Source organism: Janthinobacterium aestuarii (assembly GCF_051380835.1).
GTDB classification, from domain to species: Bacteria; Pseudomonadota; Gammaproteobacteria; order Burkholderiales; family Burkholderiaceae_D; genus Janthinobacterium; species Janthinobacterium aestuarii.
Map to the genome: position 1 here is coordinate 286882 of NZ_JBNYXU010000004.1, position 20455 is coordinate 307336.

The window sequence follows — 20455 nt, forward strand, 5'->3', positions numbered from 1 at the left end:
TTGGTGGTGGGGTTGGCCCATGCGGGAGCACGTGGCCGCTTGGGTTGCCGTCGTCAGCGGGTTTCGCCCTGAAGAGGTTATTGAGGTAGCTCAACGATCAAATTCATTTAATGGTCGGTATTGGGAAAAAATCGCAGGTATCCAGCGATGTCAGGTCCGCCTCCAGCACTTTTATCTTTTGGATGGAGTCGGCCTTCGTTTACCGCTACCTCTTCAAAGTCAAACGGACTGATTCCTTCCAGGCAGGCCACATTGATCCCGAATTGATCGGGTTTTGACCGGCGTTGGTGATGTGTGTATATCCCGCATTTTGAGCAGAAGTAGTGCTTCGCTTGCATGGTGTGAAACTGATAGAGCGTGAGCAATTCCTCTCCAGAAGTGATCTCTATATCCTGAAGCGCCGCAGAAACCGCTATCGCGCCGCGCATGCGGCAATAGGAACAGTTGCAGCGCCGTGCTGTCTTGAGTCCGTCGATAAGTCGAACTTGAAATCTTACAGATCCACAATGGCATGAACCTCGTAACTTTCCATCCGTGCTTTTCATTTTTTCCTTTCAATGACGGCTTATGGCCGTTCAATCAAAGACAATCCGCTGCCCCAGCTCGAATTGATTCTCATGGCAATAAAACAGGATAAGCGGCGTGTCCTTCGAATAGATCATCGCGTCGTCACGCGACGGCACAAAAATATCCGACCAGTTCTCGATCAGGAACACACTGCTGCAGACGAAGCATTCGTCTTCTCCAAACACCACGACGACCTGCTGAATTCCTGGCACACGGGCGCGTAACCAGCTGCTTGCGGCGGCCACATCGTCTCCGAAGGCGAGCCGCTCGATTGAGTCGACGGTGTCAACGTTCAGGCCGGGATGCATTTTCGAGTCATGAAGGCCCACTAAATCATAGGCACGTCGAGCTTCCTCGGCATCAAGCCAGACAATATCGGCTGAGTGAGGCTTCAGCTCCTGAACCCTCCAATGTGTTGCGTTCATAATTTCTCAAAATCTAAGGTGCTTTTGGCCAGCGTTTCTAGGGTAGCATCGTGTCCAGGTGTGAATACATGCCTTGTCATTTGTTTGTACAGCCAGAATGCAATTATATTGATATTAATAGGGAGGTACCCACTGATGCAAATCGAAGAAAGCATCCACATTGCAGTCCCGCCCACGGTCGTCGATCAAATTTGGAGCGAGGTCGACCGATGGCATCAGTGGGATCCGGACACAAAGCAAGCCCGGCTCAATGGGCCATTTGCGGTGGGCACACATGGCAGGATCGTTCCCAGCAAGGGGATGGGCATTCCGATGCTCGTCACGGAGCGCTCCGCGGGCCGCTCGTTCACCGTCGAAGGCTACATCCCTTTGTTCCGCATCCATTTCGAGCACACGGTGGTTGCCGCAGATGGCGGATCGGAAGTCGTTCACCGCGTGTGGTTCACGGGAGCGCTTGCCTTTTTTTTCGGGCCAGGCGTTGCCAGACAAGTCCGGGACGGGCTTCCCAGGACGATGCGCTCGCTCAAGGCTTATGCCGAGAAGCGCAACGAGACTCTCCATGATGGTGAGGCGGCGCGGCCAGCGCGACAACAGCCTGATAGATAGTTTCCCCTCGTCAATTCCTTGCAAACTGCCGCGTCAAATTAACGTGCCCTTCCTCTCGTGATGGAATACAATTCTTGCGTGGCAGCCAGCTTGCCTGGCAAGGCCGGGCACGGCGCCTTTGACCTCGGAAAGATGTTGGCTTATGACTCTGCAGTTCCCTCAGCGAACGGCGCCTTGCGCGCCATCCACGCTCCGCATTTCACGCAAGCCCCTCGTTTCCCTGTTCGTCCTGACGTTTTCTTGTCTGTTGCTCACGGCGCCTGTCATGGCGGCTGCGCCCGCCAGCAGCAGCGTCATGCTGGAAGAGCTGACGAGCACGGAGTTGCGCAGCCGTATCGACCACGGCGCCACGACCGTGTTGGTGCCGATAGGTGGCGTCGAGCAGAGCGGGCCGTATATCGCGCTGGGCAAGCACAATGTGCGCGCCGGGCTGCTGGCGCGGCAGATTGCGCAAAAGCTGGGCAATACCATCGTCGCGCCCGTCGTTTCCTATGTGCCGGAAGGGGCGATTTTTCCGCCAGCCGGCCACATGCGCTTTGCCGGCACCATCTCGATTCCGCCCGCCGCCTTCGAAGCCGTGCTGGAGGGGGCGGCCGCCAGCCTGCGCCAGCATGGTTTCCGCGACATCATCTTCCTCGGCGACCATGGCGGCTATCAAAAAAACGAGCAGAACGTGGCCAACAAGCTGAACCGTGCCTGGGGCAAAGTTTCCACCGGCAAGGAGGCGCGTGCTTACGCCTTGCTCGACTACTATGACATCACGCAATCGGCCTACATTGCCGAGCTGCAAAAGCGCGGCCACAGCAGCGCCGAGATCGGCCTGCATGCGGGCTTGGCGGACGCGGCGCTGATGCTGGCGACGGACCCGTCGCTGGTGCGCAGCGAGGCCATGGCACATGGTCCCAAGCCTGGCGTAGCGGACGGCGTGCGCGGCGACGCGACGCGCGCCACGGCGGAACTGGGCCAGATCGGTATCAAGCTGCAGGTGGACACGTCGGTGGCCGCCATCAAGCAGCTGCTGCAACGTACTAAATAATTCCGCTGGAAGTGCTGAACTTCCGGCTTTTGCAACGAAACGACGCGAAATCACATGAAAAAATTCCAAAGACGCACCATCGTCACCTTGTCCGTCCTGGCTGCCGCACTGGCCGGCCTGGGCGTGGCCAGCCAGGTCATCGGCGCCAGCACGCCGGCCCCGGCCGCCGTAGCGCCGGCCGCCGCGTATTCGCCGCTGCCGGGCATGCCGCCGCTGGTGGATCCGAAAAACGTGTACGGCAGCATCGCCGGCAGCAATATGAGCCCCGTCGTCAAGGATCACTTGCGCCGGGTTTACGTGCCCAATTTGCGCTCGAACGATGTCTACGTGATCGACCAGGACAGCCTGAAAGTGGTCGACAAGTTCAAGGTCGGCAGCGGCCCCCAACACGTGGTGCCGTCGTGGGACTTGCGCACCCTGTGGGTGGCGAACAATGCCGAGCGCACGGACAAGGGCAGTTTGACGCCGATCGACCCCCTGACGGGCAAGCCGGGCAAGGAAGTGCCCGTCGATGATCCCTACAATATGTACTACACGCCGGATGGCAAGTCCGCCATCGTCGTGGCAGAAGCGCGTCACCGCCTCGATTTCCGCGATCCGAAGACCATGGCCGTGCAGTATTCGATCGACACGCCCCAGTGCGGCGGCATCAACCATGCCGATTTTTCCAATGACGGCCGCTACGCCATGTTCACCTGCGAGTTCGACGGCACCATCGCCAAGATCGACCTGGTGGGCCGCAAGGTCGACGGCTACCTGAAATTGCAGATGCCGGCCAAGCGCTTTGCCGAGTCCGGTCCCGTGGGCGGCCCGGCGAATGAAATCTGCAGCGTCAAGAAAGGCATGCCGCAAGACATACGCATCTCGCCGGACGGCAAGAAATTCTTTATCGCTGACATGGACGCGGACGGCGTGCACATCGTCGATGGCGCCACCCTGAAGGAAATCGGCTTCATCCAGACGGGCGTGGGCGCGCACGGCCTGTACCCTAGCCGTGACGGCAAGAAATTGTACGTGGCCAACCGCGGCACGCACCGCATCCATGGCAAGCCGAAGGGCAAGGGCAGCGTCAGCGTGATCGATTTCGCCACGGAAAAAGTCGTGTCGAACTGGCCGATACCCGGCGGCGGCAGCCCCGACATGGGCAATGTGTCCGCCGACGGCAAGTACCTGTGGCTGTCCGGCCGTTTCGACGACGTGGTTTACCGCATCGATACGAACAGCGGCGACGTTGCCAAAGTCAAAGTCGGCCAGGAGCCGCATGGCCTGACCGTGTGGCCGCAGCCGGGCCGCTATTCGCTCGGTCATACGGGCAACCTGCGCTAGGCTGGCGCATGGCGCTTCCTGGCGTAATTCGCCGGACATATAGTTATGATTGCCTAAAAAGCAATATTGGCGCATACTGTATTTCCCATTCCACTACCTCCAGGGAGCACTATTATGATTCTTGATCACATCGGTTTGAATGTCAGCGATGCACAGGCCAGCAAGGCCTTCTTTTCGGCCGCCCTGGCGCCCCTCGGTGTATCGGTGGTGATGGAAGAGCAGGGCTGGGTTGGCATGGGCAAGGATGGCAAGCCCGATTTCTGGTTCGGCGTGGGCGACAAGCCGCATGTCGGCATGCATCTCGCCTTCGCGGCGGGCAATCGCGCCCAGGTGGATGCGTTCTACAAGGCCGCGCTGGAAGCGGGCGGCAAGGATAATGGCGCGCCAGGCATCCGCGCCCTGTACCACCCGAATTACTATGGCGCTTTCGTGCTGGGGCCCGATGGCCACAATGTCGAAGCCGTCTGCCACCGTCCCGAGCCTTGACGCCGTGCATTACCTGAAGAGAGCAGCATGAAGCACAGCGCCACCCTGTTTGCCGACGATGCCGGCCGCTATGCCTACGTCAAAGCGGGTTTTTCCTGGCCGGCCCTGTTCCTGGGCTCGTTCTGGGCCGTCGCCAAGCGCCGCTGGTGGCTGTTGCTGCTCATGCTGGCGATGGATGTGTGCCTGTGGTTCGGCAGCCATCTCGCCACCGGAATGCGCATCGGCCCGATGATGCTGCTGATGGCCGGCGCGGAACTCAGTTACCTGCTGGCGCGTGGCTGGTATGGCAACCGCTGGCTGGAAGCCTCGCTGCGCAGCCATGGTTACAAGCCCGTCGTGCCGGGTACGGGCACCGCTGGCTGAGCGCGCCTGGCACAGATTTTCCTCCTCGTCACTGACGTTTGCCAAGGGCAAGCCGTCCAGCCCAAACTTTCTGCGTTGCCTGGCGCACCTTTGATCCAGATCATCCCTCACCTGCAGTGCTCACGTAGCCTTGGGACTCGCGTTGCAAAGCATCTTCCCACCAACCGGATATGTTTTTCGCGTTTCGTGGCGTAGCCCGGCCGTCTGCCTATCCGTTCTACAGCCGGCGGTGCCGCCATATGTTCACCCAACCGCTATTTAATGAGGAACTCCATGTATCCATATTCCCGTAGTGTTACCCCCGCCGCCAAAAATCACCTCGAAGCCCAACTGGCTTTTTTCAATGGCCTGTCGAAGTCGCTGTTTCAATCGATGCAGCAGTTCAGTGACCTGAACATGCAGCTGGCGCAAGGCTTGCTGGAAGAAACCACGGTCACCAGCCAGAACCTGCTGACGGTCGAGCGCGCTGAAGATGCGTTCCAGGTGGCTGCCGCATCGGGCCAGCCAGCCGCCGAGCAACTGCGCAAGTACCAGCAACAGGTGTCGCGCCTGGCCGCCGATACGCAGGTCGAACTGGCCAATGTGGCAGAGCGTCATGTGAATGAAACGAGCCGTACCGCCAAGGCCCTGGCAGAAGAAGTGGCCCGCACCGCTTCGGAAGAAACGGAGAAAAACGTGCGCAAGCAGCAGGAAGCGATGCAGCGCATGGCCGAGCCGTTCCAGGCTTATCAGAAAAACGGCGCCAACCGCGACCAGCAACGTGGGGCGCAAAGCCGTGACGGTCAAAGCCTGCAAAGCGCCAGCCACCAGGGCAGCCAGCAGTCGGCCGGCAGCGAAGGCTCGGCCAGCGGCAGCGCCTCGCAAGCGGGCTCTGCACAAAGCAAGGGCAGCACCAGCCGTAAAGAGTAAGTACGAGGCTGCTTGCGGCTGAGCCGTATCGCGAGGGCCGAGCCTTGCTATGCGGCTAGTTATGCGGCCGGTCGGCATGCGGCATCGTGCGTATTGATTCGGGGAGAGCGCCCGCCCTTCATGGGGCGGGCGTTTTGTCGCATGCGTGCGGCTCTGGCGCCGGCGTGGCCGCGCCAGGTGCGCGTGGCTGCAAGGCTATGCCTGCCGGTAAGGCTGTATCTGACAAGACCGCGGGCAAGACCGGGGACGAGACCGCGTCACCGCTCCCGGTTCCGCTGTTCGCATCGATGAAGGCGCTGACGGCATCCAAGGTGGGCGCCAGCCTGCGCAAGGGGCCGGCCAGCGTGGCGACCAAGGTGGCGTGGCCCACGTGGTCGAAATAGGTTTCCGTTACGGGCCGGTGCAGCGCCCGCAAGGCGCTGGCCAGGCCGCCCGTGTTGCGTTGCGGATTGACCAGCTTGTCCTTGCCGGGCAGCGGGGCGATCAGCAGGGCGGGCGGGGCTTCGGCCGTCACGTGGTGGATGGGCTGCGAAGCGGCAGGCGTGTCCGGGTAAAAGAAGACGGGCCGGGTGGTGGTATTTTCGATGGGCAGGAAATCATAGGGGCCGGCCAGGCCTATCCAGCCTCGCAAGTCGTGCGGACGCATGCCGTGGCGCGCCAGCAGGCTGGCGTCGAGCGCCAGCATGGCCGCATTGTAGGCGCCGGCGCTATGGCCCATGACGAACAGGCGCGTCGGGTCGCCGCCATGGCGGCGCGATTCCATCGCGGCCCAGGCCACGGCGCGGGCCGCATCCTGCAAGATCTCGGGGTAGTGCACGTCCGGATACAGCCGGTAGTCGGCGATCACGGCCAGGTAGCCGCGCGCGGCCAGCGCGTGGCCGACGAAGGCATAGTCGGCGCGCTCGCCCGTCGTCCAGTTACCGCCATAAAAGAACACCACCACGGGCACGGGTCCCGTACGGGTCTTGGGGGCATACACATCGAGTTTCTGCCGTGGCAGGGGGCCGTAAGCCAGGCCCCGCGTCACTTGCGAGGCGCCGCCGGACGACAAGGCATTGATGGCGGTCAAGGGCGAGCAGGCGGCCAGGCCGGCAGCGAGCGGGATGGCCGCCAGCACGCCGAGCAGGGTGGTGCGCAAGATCGTCATGCTGGCTCCCGATGGTGATGGCCGATGCTTGCAGTGTAGGCCAGGCAGGGCAGGGCACACACGGGGAAGTTGCTTTCTAACATAGATAAATGTTGCATGCGTCAATCAATCCTGTAACAGCCATTTGCGCGCCGTGGCGATAACGGCGTCCGACAGGGTGCGCGTGAGGGGCGTCTGAATATCCCAGGCATGCCAGGTCAGGGGCACGTCGAGCGCTTGCCCGGCCGCCACATCGATGAGCCTGCCGGCGGCCAGCGCCGTTTCCGCCTGCAGCAAAGGCACCATGCCATAAGCATAGCCCGCTTCGATGAAGCGGACGAAGTCGCGCGCCGAACCGAGCACATGGTGCGGATAGCGGCCCGTGTAGCCGAGGCGGTGCTGCAGGTAGCGCTCGTGCAGCGCATCCTTGCTGCCAAACGTGATGGCGGGCGCCTGGCTGACGGCTTCCACCGTAAAGCCATGGGGAAACCACTGCTGCGCGAACGCGGGCGAGGCCACGCACAGGTAGCGCATGCCGCCCAGCGGCGTGGCCGTGGTGCCGGCCACCAGGTCGTTGGCGCTGGTGACGCAGGCAAACACGCGCCCTTCGCGCAGCTGGCTGAGGGTATGGTCCTGGTCGTCGAGGCGGATGTCGAGCAGGCAGGACGGCGGCGACAGCAGCGGCCCCAGCGCTTCCGGAATCCAGGTGGCGGCGCTGTCGGCGTTGACGGCGATGGCCAACGCCGGCAATTGCGTGGTGGGCCCGGGCTGGGCGTCGAGCGCCGCTTCGAGCAGCTTGACTTGCCGGTAGTGGGCGATCAGGCGCTGGCCCGCTTCCGTCGGCAGGGGCGGGTGGCTGCGGATGATCAGCAGGGTGCCTTCCAGGTTTTCCAGGGTGCGGATGCGCTGCGACACGGCCGGCTGGCTGATCGCCAGCGCCTGCGCGGCCTTTTCAAAGCTGCCCAGGCCGATCACGGCGTCGAGGGCGGCCAATCCACGGTAATCGACCACGCGCATAAGTTTCTCTTATATATGGTTAGAATCATTCATTATACTTATATTTACTTTTTCTTTACACTGTTGAAATAGGGTAACAACTCCACTCTGCCGCGCGGTCCTCCTGGTTCCGCACCACCCTCCACCTACCTCTGATGACTTTGCCGTTGCCGGCAGAGCGTGGGCGGCCGTGCGCGTGATGGAAAGCAATGGAAAGGAATCGATATGGACAGCGCAATCTTCTTGAAAGGCATGGGGCTCGGGGCGAGCCTGATCGTGGCCATCGGCACGCAAAACGCCTTCTTGCTCAAACAGGGCTTGAAGCGCCACTACGTGCTCACCTGCATTCTGGTCTGCCTCGTGTGCGACGCGATGTTGATCACGGCCGGCGTGGCCGGCATGGGCACCTTCATTGCCGACAACCCGAATTTCCTGCTGTGGGCCAAGGCCGGCGGCGCCACCTTCCTGATCGCGTATGGCTTACGCGCCGCCAAGTCCGCCTGGCGCCCAACGGCCCTGACGGTGTCGGCCGCCAAGTCGCCCGAAGGCTACTGGGCCGTGATCGGCGCGGCGCTGGCGTTCAGCTTGCTGAACCCGCACGCCTTCCTCGACACGGTCATCCTGCTCGGCTCGATCGGCGGCCAGCATGAAGGCGTGGGACGCTTCTACTTCGCCGGCGGCGCCATCATGGCGTCGGCCCTGTGGTTCTTCCTGCTGGGCTTTGGCGCCCGCTACCTGGCGCCCGTGTTTGCCAAGCCCATGGCCTGGCGCGTGCTCGACGGCATCATTGCCCTCGTCATGTGGGCCATCGCCGCCTCGCTGTTCCTGTGAGCGGGACAAGCGCCGCAGCCTGCCTGCGGCGCGCGGCAATTCCCCGTAGAATAGCCGTCAACTTGACGCTATGCTTTCCAGGAATGCCATGACTACCACGCCAGACTCCCTGCACATCGTGTGCCCCCATTGCGACGCCGTCAACCGCTTGCCGGCTGCGCGGCTCGCAGAACAGCCCACTTGCGGCAAGTGCCAGAAGGATTTATTCACGGGCCAACCCGTGGACCTGGCCAGCGCCCGTTTCCTCAAGCATATCGAACGCAGCGACATTCCCGTGCTGGTCGATTTCTGGGCGCCGTGGTGCGGCCCGTGTCGCAGCATGGCGCCATTCTATGTCCAGGCTACCAAGACCCTTGAGCCGGCGTTTCGCGTCGTCAAGGTGAATACGGAAGCGTCGCCGGACCTGGGCAGCCGTTTCAATATCCGCAGCATTCCCACCCTGGCCCTGTTTCGCAGGGGCGTGGAAGTGGCGCGACAGCCGGGCGCCATCGATGCCAATGCCATCGTCGCATGGGCGCGAGACAAGGCGCGATTCTAAGCAGACAGGAAACCCGTCGAGGTTTTTCATTTGACATGAAGTATGGCGCCATATTATATTGCGCCATATGATAAAACTCGAACAGAAATACACGGCCTTGCTCGGTGATGTGCAGCGCCGCGCCAGTGGTCTCGACATGATGCAGTCCACGGCGCGCTTGCGCCTGTGCTTTGAAGTGCTGGGCCTGGCGTCCGCCATCGATGGCGATTGCGCCGCGCGCCTGGGCCGTCATGGCTTGTCGGAAGGCAAGTTTGTCTTGCTGTCCCTGTTGCGCGACGTGCAAGACGGACTTTCGCCGCACGAACTGGCCGAACGGGCCGGCGTGACGCGCGGCACCATCACGGGCTTGCTCGACGGCCTGGAACGCGACGGTTTCCTCGCGCGCCATCCTGACCAGTTTGATAGGCGCAAGCTGCTCGTGCGCCTGAGTCCCAAGGGAGAAGCCGCTGCCGCGACGCTGGTCGACGAGCATGCGCAATGGATTGCCAACCTGTTTGCCGATTTCACACTGGAAGAAATGCAGCTATTAAGTGCGCTGCTGGAAAAAGCCTGGCGCAAGACGGACCGGGGTGTGCCATGAGTCGCGGCGTCGCCGACATCGTGCCCGCGCGGCTGGTCCTGCTGAACGAGGGCAGCGTGTCCAGCGCCACCCTGACGGAAGGGCTGGCCATCGATTTCGCCGAGCTGCTCGCCGCGGCCGTGCCCGGTATTGGCGCCGCCCGCCTGGAGCTGATGCGCGCGCTGGCCGCAGACGGCATCACCAGGCGCATGGCGCTGGCGGCGCAATTGCTGCTTGACGCACAAGTTGACCTGGCGCAGTTGCAAGCGCACCCATCCGACACGGTACGGGGATGGGCCTGCTTTGCCATCGCCGCCCAGGCTGGTTTGGACTTGCCGCAGCGGCTGGCCGCAATGCGGCCGCTGGCCGACGATGGCCACTTCGGCGTGCGTGAATGGGCCTGGCTGGCGCTGCGTCCCCAACTGGCGGCAAGTCTTGACGAGGCAATCGCCTTGCTGGCGCCGTGGACGGCGGACTCGTCAGAAAGACTGCGCCGTTTCGCCTGCGAAGCGCTGCGCCCGCGCGGCGTGTGGTGCGCGCATATCGCCCGGTTAACAGCGCAGCCGCAGCTGGCCTTGCCCCTGCTGCAGCCTTTGCGCGCCGACCCGGCCGTCTACGTGCAGGATTCCGTGGCCAACTGGCTCAACGATGCGGCCAAGAGTCAGCCGGACTGGGTGCGCAGCCTGTGCGCGCAATGGCTGCAGGAAAGCCCTGCTGCAGCGACGCAACGCATCTGCAAGCGCGCCCAGCGCTCGCTTTCTTAATTCTTGGGAGGAAAACATGCATTATCTGTTAGAACTGTACAGCCCGAAACCGGCCTGGCTTGCTCTCGATGGCGCCGCGCGCCAGGCGTATTTCGACAGGGTCGGCGCCGGCATGGCGGCCTTGTCCGGCATGGGCGCCGAAGCGCTGGCCATGGGCGCCATCGATGGCGGCAAGCTGCACGCGGCTGCCCAGCAATTCTATGCCGTCTGGCGCTTCCCGGACGAGGCGGCACTGGACGCCTTGCTGGCCGGCATCGCCGCCACGGGCTGGCATGATTACTTCGACACCATCAACGCGGCTGGCACGGCCGTGGATTTCCCTGGCCACCTGGCGCAACTGGCGGCCGTAAGTAATCCTCAGGAAATTATTGTGAAATTATGACGAACAGAACCGGATGCTATGCAAGGCGCCCGCTGCGACGCAGTGCGAGCACTGCTAGCAGCGGGCAACGCCGCAGAGCGCCGGTTATGGAAGTCAGAAATCACAATAATTTATTGGGGGTTACTTAGCGTACGGCGTTTTCCTTGCCGCTGAGGTAAAGTTGGCATTTCCATCCGAATACCGACGTTGATGCCAATCAAACTGCTCTCCACCTTGATGCTTGCCCTGGCGCCCATGCTGGCGTCGGCAGTCCCCGCCACCCCGCAAGCCCTCGTCGTCGCCGCCCGCAAGCAGGTGGGCGTGACCGTGCAGTACGATCCGCGCTATGAGCGGCTCGCCTATCCGGGCGGCGACGTGCCGATCGAGCGGGGCGTGTGCACGGACGTGATCGTGCGCGCTTACCGCCAGCTGGGGCAGGACTTGCAGGTGCTTGTGCACGAAGACATGCGCAAAGCGTGGCAGGTGTACCAGCAGCAGGGACGCTGGCAGATGAAGGGGCCGGACCGCAATATCGACCACCGCCGCGTGCCGAACCTGGGCACTTACTTTGCCCGCCACGGCACCAGCCTGCCGCCAAGCAAGGAACAGAAGGCCTACCGCGCGGGCGACATCGTCACGTGGCGCCTGCCGGGCAACCTCACGCACATCGGCATCGTCAGCGACAAGCAGTCGTGGGGCGGCGTGCCGCTGATCATCCACAACATCGGCGAGGGCGCGCGCGAGGAAAATATTCTGTTCAGCTATCCGATCACGGGACACTACCGCTGGCAGCCCCGTTGATGGCCAGCGGCGCTATTTCCTGCAGAATCGCCAGCACCTTGGCCAGCGCCGTGTCGATATCGAGCTTGTCGATGGCGCCATAGCCGAGGAACAGGCCTTCATGGCGGGCGGGGCCATGGTAAAAGCTGGCCAGCGCATACAGGCTGATGTCGGCCAGGCGCGCGCGGCGCTGCAATTCGGCGATATCGAGCGGCGCCTGCGCCAGCGCCGCCACGTGAAAGCCGGCGCTGGCCGGCACGAGGCGGAACCACGGCGCCAGCGGACCGTTGAACCAGTGCAGCAGCCGCTCGCGCCGTCCCGCATAGATGTCGTGGCAGCGGCGGATGTGGCGCAGCAAATGGCCGTCGCCGATGAACTTGGCCAGCGCATGCTGGCCCAGGCTGGCAGTATGGCAATCGCTCAGGTATTTCACCGTCTGCACGGCGGCCACGATGGCTTGCGGCAGCACCACATAGCCGAGCCGCAGTTCCGGCAGCATGATCTTGGAAAAGCTGGCCACGTGCGCGACGATGCCGTAGCGGTCCATGCTTTGCAGCGCATCCTCGGGCCGGCCCTCGTAGCGGAAGGCGCTGTCGTAATCGTCCTCGATGATGATGGCGCCCAGTTGCTGCGCCCGCTCCAGCAAGGCATGGCGGCGCGCCATGCTCATCGGCATACCCAGCGGAAATTGATGCGCGGGCGTGACATAGATCAGCCGCGTGCCATCCGGGATTTGCCCGACGATCAGGCCATCCTCGTCCACTTCGATGCCCACCACGCGCGCTCCCTGGCTGGCGAACACGGCGCGCGCCACCGGGTATCCCGGTTCTTCCACGGCAACCATGTCGCCCGGTTCCAGCAGGGTTTGCGCCAGCAGGTGCAAGCCTTGCTGCGCGCCGCTGGTGACGAGCACTTGCTCCTCGGTGCAATGGATGCCGCGGCTGAAGGCGGCATGGCCGGCAATCGCCGCGCGCAAGGCGGGCAAGCCTTCCACGGGGCCATAGCGGCCGCGCGCCTGGCCACCCTGGCGCAGCGCGTGCAGCATGCAGGCGCGCCATTCATCCTGCGGGAAGTGCGCGGGCGTGGCGCGCCCGCCGATAAAGGCGTAGCGCGCCGGCGTTTCCTGGCTGGCGCGGCGCAAGGGCGTGGGCGTCGCTTCCCAGCGGGCGATGCGCTGCGCGCTGGCCAGCGGCGTGCTGGCGTGGCGGCGTTGCGGCGAGGCGTGCGGCGTCTGCACGAAGCTGCCGACGCCCACTTTGCCGACCAGCAGCTTTTCATAACCGAGCTTGTCATACACGTCGGACACCGTCTTGCGCGACAGGCCCAGCTGGCTGGCCAGCAGGCGCGAGGGCGGCAATTGCTGGCCGTCCGCCAGCCGGCCCGAGCGGATGGCTTCGCTGAGCTGGCGGTACAGCTGGCCGCCCAGGTCGCGCGTGCCGTCGATCAGGATATGTAATTCCATGGTGTGTCTGCTGGTGGTCTGCTGTTTTTCGGGGAGATTGGCCTGCCGCACGTACTTCTTGCGCTTCTACAATGATGCATCTCTACTTTATCAAGGAATGCCATCATGACACAGCAACGACTCGATTTCATGCAAGCCTCGCCCGATGCCATCAAGGCCATGTACGCGCTGGAAGCGGCGATTGCCAAGCTGGGCATCGAACACTCGCTGCTCGAGCTGATCCGCCTGCGCGCCTCGCAAATCAATGGCTGCGCCTTTTGCGTGGACATGCACACGAGCGACGCGCGCAAGGCGGGCGAAACGGAACGCCGCTTGTATGCCGTGTCCGTCTGGCGCGAAACGCCGTTTTTCACGCCGCGCGAGCGGGCCGTGCTGGCCTGGACGGAAGCGCTGACCCTGCTGCCGCAGAATCACGCGTCCGACGCAGACTATGCGGCGCTGGCGGAACAATTGACGCCGGCGGAAATGGTCAACGTCACCCTGGCCATCGGCACCATCAATACCTGGAACCGCATCGCCGTGGGCTTTCGCAAGATGCCGGAATAAGTTCTTTGTTCGTTCGCGAACAGACGCATGGCTTGCCCCTGCGTAGGCTGGCAGGACGATTGATCAGCCAGGGAGCAGCCATGCAAGTACCTATCGGGGAAGGCGCCGACAAGACGCCAGCGCAGCAGGAAGAAGCGCAGGAAGAAGCGCGCCGCGAATTCATCGCCGAACTGTGGCGGCGTTTCGAAGCCTTGCAGGAATGGGCCGTGAGCCACTGGCCAGACCAGCAGCACCCGCTCAGTTCCGCCGACTTCGTCGAAACGCGCAAGGAGATCTTGAGTTTGCGTTCGCCGGCCGGGTCGTTGAACCAGCCGTCGCAAAAGGATGAAACGGAACCGGAGCAGGGCGGGGCGCAATATGTTGACGTCACCCCTGCGCCGTGGCCGTAACCGTGGCTGTATCTTGGTCGTCGGATTAGCGCTTGCGCGCTAATCCGACCTACGCGTTGCTCTTCCCTTGCGCAAACACCCAGCAAACCAAACTCGCCAGCAGCCCCGCCATTACGCCATACGCTAGGTTCAAGGCGCTGTCGAACAGCAGCGGCGCCACCAGGCCCGAGACCAGGGCGAACAGCAGCATCTGGATGAACGATTGCATCGACGACGCCAGGCCGCTGTTGTTGGGGAAGTGGTTCAAGGCCATCAGGGTCATCGGCGGCATGGCGATCGACAGGGCGAACGAGTAGAAGAACAGCGGCAGGACGGCCCACGGCACTTCGGCGGCAAAGACATAGTTGTAGCCGATGTTGGCGGCGGCCGCCACCAGCATCAAAATGAAACCGGCCCAGATCATCTGGCGCTGGCTGTAGCGGTGGGCGATTTTCGCCGACAGGGCCGAACCGAACACCATGCCGCTGATCAGGGGAATGAACAGCCAGGCGAATGCCGTCTCCGGCAGGTGCAGGATGTTGATGATGAAGTAGGCGGCCGAACCGATGTACAGGGCGAAGCCGCCAAAGGCGGCGCCGATGGCCGTCGACAGCAGCAGGAACTGGCGGTGGCACAGCACCTTCCAGTAATTGACGGCGATGTCGCCCAGGTGGAAGGCGTGGCGCTGCTCCTTAGGCAAGCTTTCCGGCAGCGCGCGCCAGACGACGACGAACATCAGCACGCCGAAGGCCGTGAGGAACCAGAAAATCCAGCGCCAGCCCAGGCCCACTTGCAGCCAGCCGCCCAGCACGGGCGCGATGGCCGGCGCCAGCGCGAACACCATCATGATGTGCGAGAGGATTTTCTGCGCGGCGGCGCCCGAATAGCGGTCTTGCACGATGGCGCGACCGATGACGGAACCGGCGCCCGCCGAAAGTCCCTGCAGCACGCGCCAGGCCAGCAGCCAGCCCAGCGACGGCGCCAGCGCGGCGCCCACGGAGGCGATCACATACAGCACCAGCGAGACGAGAATTACGGGACGGCGGCCGAACGAGTCGGACAGGGTGCCGTAAAACAGCATCATGAAGGCGAACGTGAACAGGAAAAAGCTCAGGGTTTGCTGCACCAGCAGGGGGCTGGCATTGAAATCTTGCACGATGGCGGGGAACGACGGCAGATAGGTGTCAATTGCAAGCGGTCCGACCATCGCCAGGCCCGCCAAGATCCATGTTAATAATTTAGTCATGTTAAACAGTGTTTTTGTTAGTCCGTCATTTTACGCTAGTGGCAACAATCGGGTTTGATCGCTGGCCGCCACGTGGTCGATATGCGTTTTTCGTATATGTAATCTTGGAATTCTTCGTTGAAATCGCGTTGCCTGGCCGCTAAGCTGGGGCGACCCGGCTTGTTTGCCGTTTTCTGGAAGCGATACCCATGCACAGCATTTATCCCGCGGCGCCCGCCGACGACACGGCCCAGTGGAACCTGGGGCCCGTGATCCAGGCCTTGCGCAGCTCGCGCGAAGACAAGCACAAGATCCGCCATAACGGCAGGGTGCGCGAACTGCCGTCGCGCGAAGCGCTCACCACCATCGTCAACGGCCTGTCGGCGGCCCTGTTCCCCACGCATTACGGGCGGCCCAACCTGACGGACGAAAGTATCGACTACTTTGTCGGCGATACCCTCAACACGACCCTGAACCGCCTCAGCGAACAGGTGCGGCGCGGCCTGCTGTTCTCGGCTCCGGCTCACGCCGTTCCGGCCGGCGATGAGGGCGATGTCGCCAGCGACGATGCGGCCCTGGCGCAGCAGGCGCGCGACATTACGCGTGCGTTCGCCGCCAGCCTGCCCGACATCCGCGCCTTGCTCGTGTCGGACGTGCAGGCCGCCTACGCGGGCGACCCTGCCGCCACCTCGGTGGCCGAGATCATGCTGTGCTATCCGGGCACCATCGCCATCTTGTACCACCGCCTGGCGCACCGCCTGCATGCGCTCGGTGCACCGTTCCTCGCGCGCCTGATCGCCGACATCGCGCACACCCTGACGGGCATCGACATCCACCCGGGCGCGCGCATCGGCGCCTCCTTCTTCATCGACCACGGCACGGGCGTCGTGATCGGCGAGACGGCCATCATCGGCCAGCGCGTGCGCCTGTACCAGGCCGTCACCCTGGGCGCCAAGCGTTTTCCGGCCGATGCAAGCGGCGCGCTGATCAAGGGCACGCCGCGCCACCCCATCGTCGAGGACGACGTGGTCATCTACGCGGGCGCGACGGTGCTGGGGCGCATCACCATCGGCGCGGGATCGACTATCGGGGGGAATGTGTGGCTGACGCAGAGCGTGCCGCCAGAGAGCAATGTATCGCAGGCGCAGATGCGCAACGATTAGGTGCGGCGGATGGGGCGTAACCTCAGAGTTAGGGCTGGGGTCAGACCCGACGGGTCTGACCCCACAGTTTTATTTCACCGTCAGCGCTTCATACCGCGCCACGGGCACGCCATCCTTCAGCAGCAGCAATTCCTGGTCGGCGTAGCGGTAGCCATTGACTTCGCCCAGGGTGGCCAGCAGCAGGCGCTCGAGGTCCATGTCCTGCGGCTGGCACATCATCATGGTGCCGGCCATCTGTCCAAAGTTCAAGGTGCTGACGCCATCGCTGGTGTAGCCGCCCATCATCTGGTTGCAGCCGCTGTTGCCGCTGGCGCGGCCTTCAGCCAGCTGCAGGGTCACTTCGCGCTGCTCGGGCGCCTTGCGCACCACTTGCTTGCCCTTCAATTCCTTCAGTTTCCACTGCGTGCCGGTCAGCTTCGGCGCCGGCTTGGCGGGCGACGTGGCGCCCGGCGCGGCGGCGGCAGCGTCGCTGCGCACGGGCGTTTGCGCGCAGCCGGCCGTGATGGCGACGATGGCGGCGAGAGGAATCAGTCTGGCGAGTGTGAACATGGCATTTCCTTCTTCAATTGAATGGCGCCAGCGTAGCAGATCGGCGCCACGCCAGCGTGCACGGTTGACAAGCTCACTGCTGTTTTTCCTGCTCCAGGCGGGACTCGAGCAGGGAGCGCGCCGCCGCCACATAGGCGCGGCAAGCCTGCGGGTCGATGAACGCCTCGCTGCCGGCCGTGGCACTCGCTTCCAGCCTTTCCCACAGCTGCGACGCTTCCGGGTGGGCCGAGATCAGCACGTCGCACGGCAGTTTTTCCAGGGTCTCGAAGCTGTGGCGCAAGTCCGCCACCGCGTTCGGATACTCGCTGCTGGCGCTGAACTTGAAGCCGGGACGCGAAACGGCGTTGAGGCTGTCCGCGTAGACCATGTTCAGGCAGCGGGGGCCGTCGCACGATTGCCACGTCCAGCTCAAGCCTCCGGGCGTGTGGCCTGGCGTGGCGTGCGCCGTCACGTTGACGGGGCCGACGTTGAACTGGCCGCCGTCGCGCGCCAGACGCATGTCCTTGACGGGCGGGTACTTGGGCAGCGCGTGGTATTGGGGATCGTCCGGGCCCACTTCGCCCGACGCCAGGTCCAGCGCGGCCGACGGGCTGGCGGCCACCTGCGCATCGCTGCGCCGCTGCAGTTCGGCCAGGCCGCCCGCATGGTCGATATGGCCGTGCGAATTGAGGATCAGTTTCACGTCCTCGATGCGAAAACCCAGGGCGGCGATATTGGCGATGATCTTGGGCGCCGATTCCGGCAGGCCGCCGTCGATCAGCACGTGGCCCTGCGGCGACGTCACCAGCACGGAACTGAGGCCTTTCACGCCCACATAATAGGTATTGCCGAAGATGCGGAACGGTGTCTGGTCCGCGTTCCAGGTGGCGCAGACATCGCAGCCTGGTGTCTGCGCCCGGGCGGCGGGGCTGGCCACCAGCAGCGCCAGGGCTAGTGCGCGTGTCAGAGTGAGGTGCATTGCAATCCTTATCCGTGTTGCCAAGGTGGCGTATGCTGACACGGAACGGGGCACGACGCAAACGTTTACAGGGAGGCAGGCGGCGCGGCGCCAGTGTCCTTGTAGACCAGTTCGATCAAGGTATCGTCCGCATAGCGGGTGTCGCCCAAGGGGGCCAGGAAGGACGTGCCGCCATTTTTCACCTGCAGCGCGACGCGGCGCCCGCCATCGAGCAGGGTGGCGCTGGCGATGGCCGGATCGCTGTACGTGCTCATCTTGAGTTCAACGGCGGAGCACCAGTCGGTGGTGCGCAGCTTGGTGGCGACCAGGGTGCGTAGCCAGAAGGGCGTCTCTTTCTTGGCAATGGCGATGCCGACCTGGCATTGCAGGCGTAGGTCGCCCAGGCGGCGCATGCCGGGCGGTACGTCGTCGCTGCGGACGCTGGCTTGCCAGCGGTACGCGTCCTTCCTCCTGTTGGTGACCAGGTCCGCGTCTTCGCGCTCGGCTTGCGCGTTGCGCGGCAGCGTAAAACTGCCGTCGGCGGCCAGGGACAGGACGATCGAGGTTTCATTGCCGGCGATACGCAAGCTCAGATCCTGCATGGCGTTGTCCGGTGCGCCGGGGCCGGGAATCAGCTGGAAGCGCACTTCGCGTGCCTTGGGCGCCATTGCATGGTGGTCGTCAAAGGCATTGAGGCCCGCGGTCATCACGCGGTAGGACTTGAGTTCCGGGTTGCGGATGCTGCTGACGTGGATGGACTGGCTGGTGTCGACCGCTGCGTCGGCAGGCGTGTCAGCCTGCGTATCCGCGTGCGCCGCGATGTGGCTGAGGGCAAGGATGGCGAGAACGGGAAGGAAAGGAAGATGCACGTAGCCGCCTGTCTGTTTTCAAGATGGCAAACTAACATGAATGACCAGGCTTGTCACTGGCGGCCATGCAGCAGCCTCAGATCGCATGCGCGGCGTGCAGTTCGCCGAGGATGGTCTCCTTTAATTGGGCCTGTACCGCCGGCGTGCGCAGGCGGGGGCGGGGCGCGGCCACGTCGTAATGGGCGCGTGGCGGTCCGGCGCGCGTATCGAGCATGACGATGCGGTCGCTCAGGTACAGCGCCTCATCGATATCGTGCGTCACCAGCAGCACGCTCAAACCATGGCGCGCGGCGACGGCGGCCAGCAAGTCCTGCAGCTTCATGCGCGTAAAAGCGTCGACGGCGGAAAACGGTTCGTCCAGCAGCAGGATGCGGGGCTGGCCAAACAGGCCGCGGGCAATCGCCGCGCGCTGCGCCTGGCCGCCCGACAGCTGCTTGGGCAGGCTGTTCGCGTGGCCTTGCAAACCCACTTCCTCCAGCAGCTGCGCGACCCTGGGATCGTCTGCGCCGCCGGCACCGAGGCCGAAGGCGATGTTTTGCGCCACCGTCAGCCAGGGAAACAGGCGCGGTTCCTGGAAGATCAGGCCGATGTCCGCGTGCACGCCGGCCAGCGGCTTGCCGTCGAGGCGCAGCGTGCCGCGAAAGTCCGTATCGAGGCCGGCCACGATGGACAGCAGGCTGCTCTTGCCGCAGCCGCTGGCGCCGATCAGGCTGACGATTTCGCCCCGGTGCAGCTGCCATTGCAGGTTATGCAGCACGCGCCGCGCGCCATAGGATTTGTCGTGGATGGCAATGTCAAGCAGGGCAGTCATGCGTGGGGGCTTTCGTCAGGGAGTGGCATAGCTGTCGCGCCAGGCGAGCAAACGGGTTTCCAGGCGCTGCATCAGGCTGTCGCTGGCCTTGCCCAGCACGGCCAGCAGCACGATGGCGGCCAGCATGATGTCGGCGCGACTCGTTTCGCGCCCGTCGCTGAGCAGATAACCGAGGCCCTGGCTGGCGGCGATCAGTTCGGCCGCCACCATAAACATCCAGGCCAGGCTCAAACCATTGCGCAGACCCGTGAAGATGGCCGGCAGCGCGGCCGGCAACAGCACGCGTCGCGCCAGCGCGGGGCGACTCAAACGGTACATGCGGGCCGCGTCGATCAGCTTGCGGTCCACGTCGCGGATGCCCGACGCCACGCCCATGTAGACGGGGAAGAAGGCGCCGATGCCGATCAGGACCAGCTTGGGCGCTTCATCGATGCCTAGCCACAGCAGCAGCAAGGGCACCCAGGCCAGCGAGGGAATGGCGCGCAAGGCCTGGAACGTGGGGTCGAGCAGCGCCTCCACCGTGCGGTTCAAGCCCACGGCCGCACCGAGCATGATGGCCAGCAGCGCGCCGCCCGCAAAGCCGATGGCCACGCGCGCGGTACTGGCCAGCACGTGGCCGGCCAGGCCCTGGCGCGCCAGGTCGGCGATGGTGGCGGCGATGTCGCTGGGCGCAGGCAGCAGGTTGGCGGGAATGGCACCCGCGCGCACGCCCAGTTCCGCCGCCAGCAGCGCCAGGGCGGGCAGCAGCAGGCCAAGCGCGGCGCGCGGCAAAGGCTGGCGCAAGAGCCTGTGCCGCACGACCGTGTCGTGAGCCTGTGCCGGCGCGGCGAGCGTGTCTCTGGCCATGACCGC

At 63.8% G+C, this 20455-nt stretch carries 26 protein-coding genes; 15 read left to right on the top strand and 11 right to left on the bottom strand.

Going from position 1 to position 20455, the window contains the following annotated elements:
- Window positions 1-107: 107 nt before the first annotated feature.
- Window positions 108-545, bottom strand: a complete 438-nt coding sequence (locus ACQ4WO_RS13580; RefSeq protein WP_436481893.1) for a GFA family protein — start codon at window positions 543-545, stop codon at window positions 108-110.
- A gap of 30 nt (window positions 546-575) precedes the next feature.
- Window positions 576-992: a hypothetical protein gene (locus tag ACQ4WO_RS13585; RefSeq protein WP_436481895.1), complete on the bottom strand. Its 417-nt coding sequence runs from the start codon at window positions 990-992 to the stop codon at window positions 576-578.
- A 135-nt stretch (window positions 993-1127) separates the two neighbouring features.
- Between ACQ4WO_RS13585 and ACQ4WO_RS13590 the strand changes: the two genes are divergently transcribed.
- The 6 genes from ACQ4WO_RS13590 (at window position 1128) to phaP (ending at window position 5718) form a co-directional block, all read left to right on the top strand.
- On the top strand, window positions 1128-1598 hold the full coding sequence (locus ACQ4WO_RS13590; protein WP_436481896.1) for an SRPBCC family protein: 471 nt from the start codon (window positions 1128-1130) through the stop codon (window positions 1596-1598).
- Window positions 1599-1863: 265 nt separating this feature from the next.
- Entirely contained in the window at window positions 1864-2634 is a 771-nt protein-coding gene (locus ACQ4WO_RS13595; protein WP_436481897.1) for a creatininase family protein, read from the top strand.
- A 54-nt stretch (window positions 2635-2688) separates the two neighbouring features.
- Window positions 2689-3960 (top strand): YncE family protein, encoded by a 1272-nt coding sequence (locus ACQ4WO_RS13600; protein ID WP_436481899.1) that lies wholly within the window; start codon window positions 2689-2691, stop codon window positions 3958-3960.
- Between the two features lie 114 nt (window positions 3961-4074).
- Window positions 4075-4446 carry a VOC family protein gene (locus ACQ4WO_RS13605; protein ID WP_436481900.1) on the top strand — a complete coding sequence of 124 codons (372 nt, stop codon included), beginning with the start codon at window positions 4075-4077 and terminating at the stop codon, window positions 4444-4446.
- 27 nt (window positions 4447-4473) lie between these two features.
- The gene (locus tag ACQ4WO_RS13610) at window positions 4474-4809 is read left to right on the top strand and encodes a DUF2628 domain-containing protein (RefSeq protein WP_436481901.1); all 336 of its coding nucleotides are present in this window, start codon (window positions 4474-4476) and stop codon (window positions 4807-4809) included.
- Window positions 4810-5082: 273 nt separating this feature from the next.
- The gene (phaP, locus tag ACQ4WO_RS13615) at window positions 5083-5718 is read left to right on the top strand and encodes a TIGR01841 family phasin (protein ID WP_436481902.1); all 636 of its coding nucleotides are present in this window, start codon (window positions 5083-5085) and stop codon (window positions 5716-5718) included.
- A 118-nt stretch (window positions 5719-5836) separates the two neighbouring features.
- Here phaP and ACQ4WO_RS13620 read toward each other — a convergent pair whose 3' ends face one another.
- Together ACQ4WO_RS13620 and ACQ4WO_RS13625 are read right to left on the bottom strand one after the other, a co-directional pair.
- Window positions 5837-6865, bottom strand: a complete 1029-nt coding sequence (locus ACQ4WO_RS13620; protein ID WP_436481903.1) for an alpha/beta hydrolase — start codon at window positions 6863-6865, stop codon at window positions 5837-5839.
- A 105-nt stretch (window positions 6866-6970) separates the two neighbouring features.
- On the bottom strand, window positions 6971-7861 hold the full coding sequence (locus ACQ4WO_RS13625; protein WP_133992429.1) for a LysR family transcriptional regulator ArgP: 891 nt from the start codon (window positions 7859-7861) through the stop codon (window positions 6971-6973).
- Between the two features lie 204 nt (window positions 7862-8065).
- Between ACQ4WO_RS13625 and ACQ4WO_RS13630 the strand changes: the two genes are divergently transcribed.
- The 6 genes from ACQ4WO_RS13630 to ACQ4WO_RS13655 all read left to right on the top strand — a co-directional run bounded on the left by ACQ4WO_RS13630 (window position 8066) and on the right by ACQ4WO_RS13655 (window position 11694).
- A complete protein-coding gene (locus ACQ4WO_RS13630; protein ID WP_034757131.1) occupies window positions 8066-8671 on the top strand; it encodes a LysE/ArgO family amino acid transporter in 606 nt (201 codons plus the stop codon).
- 88 nt (window positions 8672-8759) lie between these two features.
- Window positions 8760-9209: a thioredoxin TrxC gene (trxC, locus tag ACQ4WO_RS13635; RefSeq protein ID WP_436481905.1), complete on the top strand. Its 450-nt coding sequence runs from the start codon at window positions 8760-8762 to the stop codon at window positions 9207-9209.
- 70 nt (window positions 9210-9279) lie between these two features.
- Window positions 9280-9789 (top strand): MarR family winged helix-turn-helix transcriptional regulator, encoded by a 510-nt coding sequence (locus ACQ4WO_RS13640; RefSeq protein ID WP_436482048.1) that lies wholly within the window; start codon window positions 9280-9282, stop codon window positions 9787-9789.
- Complete coding sequence (locus ACQ4WO_RS13645) at window positions 9786-10532, top strand: HEAT repeat domain-containing protein (RefSeq protein ID WP_436481906.1); 747 nt, start codon at window positions 9786-9788, stop codon at window positions 10530-10532. Before ACQ4WO_RS13640 ends, ACQ4WO_RS13645 begins: the two co-directional genes overlap by 4 nt.
- 16 nt (window positions 10533-10548) lie before the next feature.
- On the top strand, window positions 10549-10914 hold the full coding sequence (locus tag ACQ4WO_RS13650; RefSeq protein ID WP_436481907.1) for a DUF6616 family protein: 366 nt from the start codon (window positions 10549-10551) through the stop codon (window positions 10912-10914).
- A gap of 189 nt (window positions 10915-11103) precedes the next feature.
- Entirely contained in the window at window positions 11104-11694 is a 591-nt protein-coding gene (locus ACQ4WO_RS13655; protein ID WP_436481909.1) for a DUF1287 domain-containing protein, read from the top strand.
- Here the strand turns inward: ACQ4WO_RS13655 and pdxR are convergent.
- A complete protein-coding gene (pdxR, locus tag ACQ4WO_RS13660) occupies window positions 11663-13135 on the bottom strand; it encodes a MocR-like pyridoxine biosynthesis transcription factor PdxR (RefSeq protein ID WP_436481910.1) in 1473 nt (490 codons plus the stop codon). The genes ACQ4WO_RS13655 and pdxR overlap by 32 nt on opposite strands.
- Before the next feature lie 105 nt (window positions 13136-13240).
- On the opposite strand from pdxR, the gene ACQ4WO_RS13665 reads away from it, so the two are divergent.
- Window positions 13241-13681, top strand: a complete 441-nt coding sequence (locus ACQ4WO_RS13665; protein WP_436481911.1) for a carboxymuconolactone decarboxylase family protein — start codon at window positions 13241-13243, stop codon at window positions 13679-13681.
- A gap of 80 nt (window positions 13682-13761) precedes the next feature.
- Complete coding sequence (locus tag ACQ4WO_RS13670; protein ID WP_436481912.1) at window positions 13762-14070, top strand: hypothetical protein; 309 nt, start codon at window positions 13762-13764, stop codon at window positions 14068-14070.
- Window positions 14071-14119: 49 nt separating this feature from the next.
- Here the strand turns inward: ACQ4WO_RS13670 and ACQ4WO_RS13675 are convergent, their stop codons facing one another.
- The gene (locus tag ACQ4WO_RS13675) at window positions 14120-15295 is read right to left on the bottom strand and encodes a multidrug effflux MFS transporter (RefSeq protein ID WP_436481913.1); all 1176 of its coding nucleotides are present in this window, start codon (window positions 15293-15295) and stop codon (window positions 14120-14122) included.
- Window positions 15296-15483: 188 nt separating this feature from the next.
- Here ACQ4WO_RS13675 and epsC point away from each other — a divergent pair, with 188 nt between their 5' ends.
- Window positions 15484-16437 (top strand): serine O-acetyltransferase EpsC, encoded by a 954-nt coding sequence (gene epsC, locus ACQ4WO_RS13680; RefSeq protein WP_436481914.1) that lies wholly within the window; start codon window positions 15484-15486, stop codon window positions 16435-16437.
- 69 nt (window positions 16438-16506) lie between these two features.
- On the opposite strand, the gene ACQ4WO_RS13685 is transcribed toward epsC, so the two are convergent.
- From ACQ4WO_RS13685 to ACQ4WO_RS13705, 5 genes are all read right to left on the bottom strand, one after another.
- Window positions 16507-16986: an META domain-containing protein gene (locus ACQ4WO_RS13685; protein WP_219328271.1), complete on the bottom strand. Its 480-nt coding sequence runs from the start codon at window positions 16984-16986 to the stop codon at window positions 16507-16509.
- A 73-nt stretch (window positions 16987-17059) separates the two neighbouring features.
- Entirely contained in the window at window positions 17060-17944 is an 885-nt protein-coding gene (gene bla, locus ACQ4WO_RS13690; protein ID WP_436481915.1) for a subclass B3 metallo-beta-lactamase, read from the bottom strand.
- Window positions 17945-18009: 65 nt separating this feature from the next.
- Window positions 18010-18792: a hypothetical protein gene (locus tag ACQ4WO_RS13695; RefSeq protein ID WP_436481916.1), complete on the bottom strand. Its 783-nt coding sequence runs from the start codon at window positions 18790-18792 to the stop codon at window positions 18010-18012.
- A 76-nt stretch (window positions 18793-18868) separates the two neighbouring features.
- Complete coding sequence (locus ACQ4WO_RS13700) at window positions 18869-19603, bottom strand: ABC transporter ATP-binding protein (protein ID WP_436481917.1); 735 nt, start codon at window positions 19601-19603, stop codon at window positions 18869-18871.
- Between the two features lie 15 nt (window positions 19604-19618).
- A complete protein-coding gene (locus ACQ4WO_RS13705; protein ID WP_436481918.1) occupies window positions 19619-20449 on the bottom strand; it encodes an ABC transporter permease in 831 nt (276 codons plus the stop codon).
- Window positions 20450-20455 lie beyond the last annotated feature (6 nt).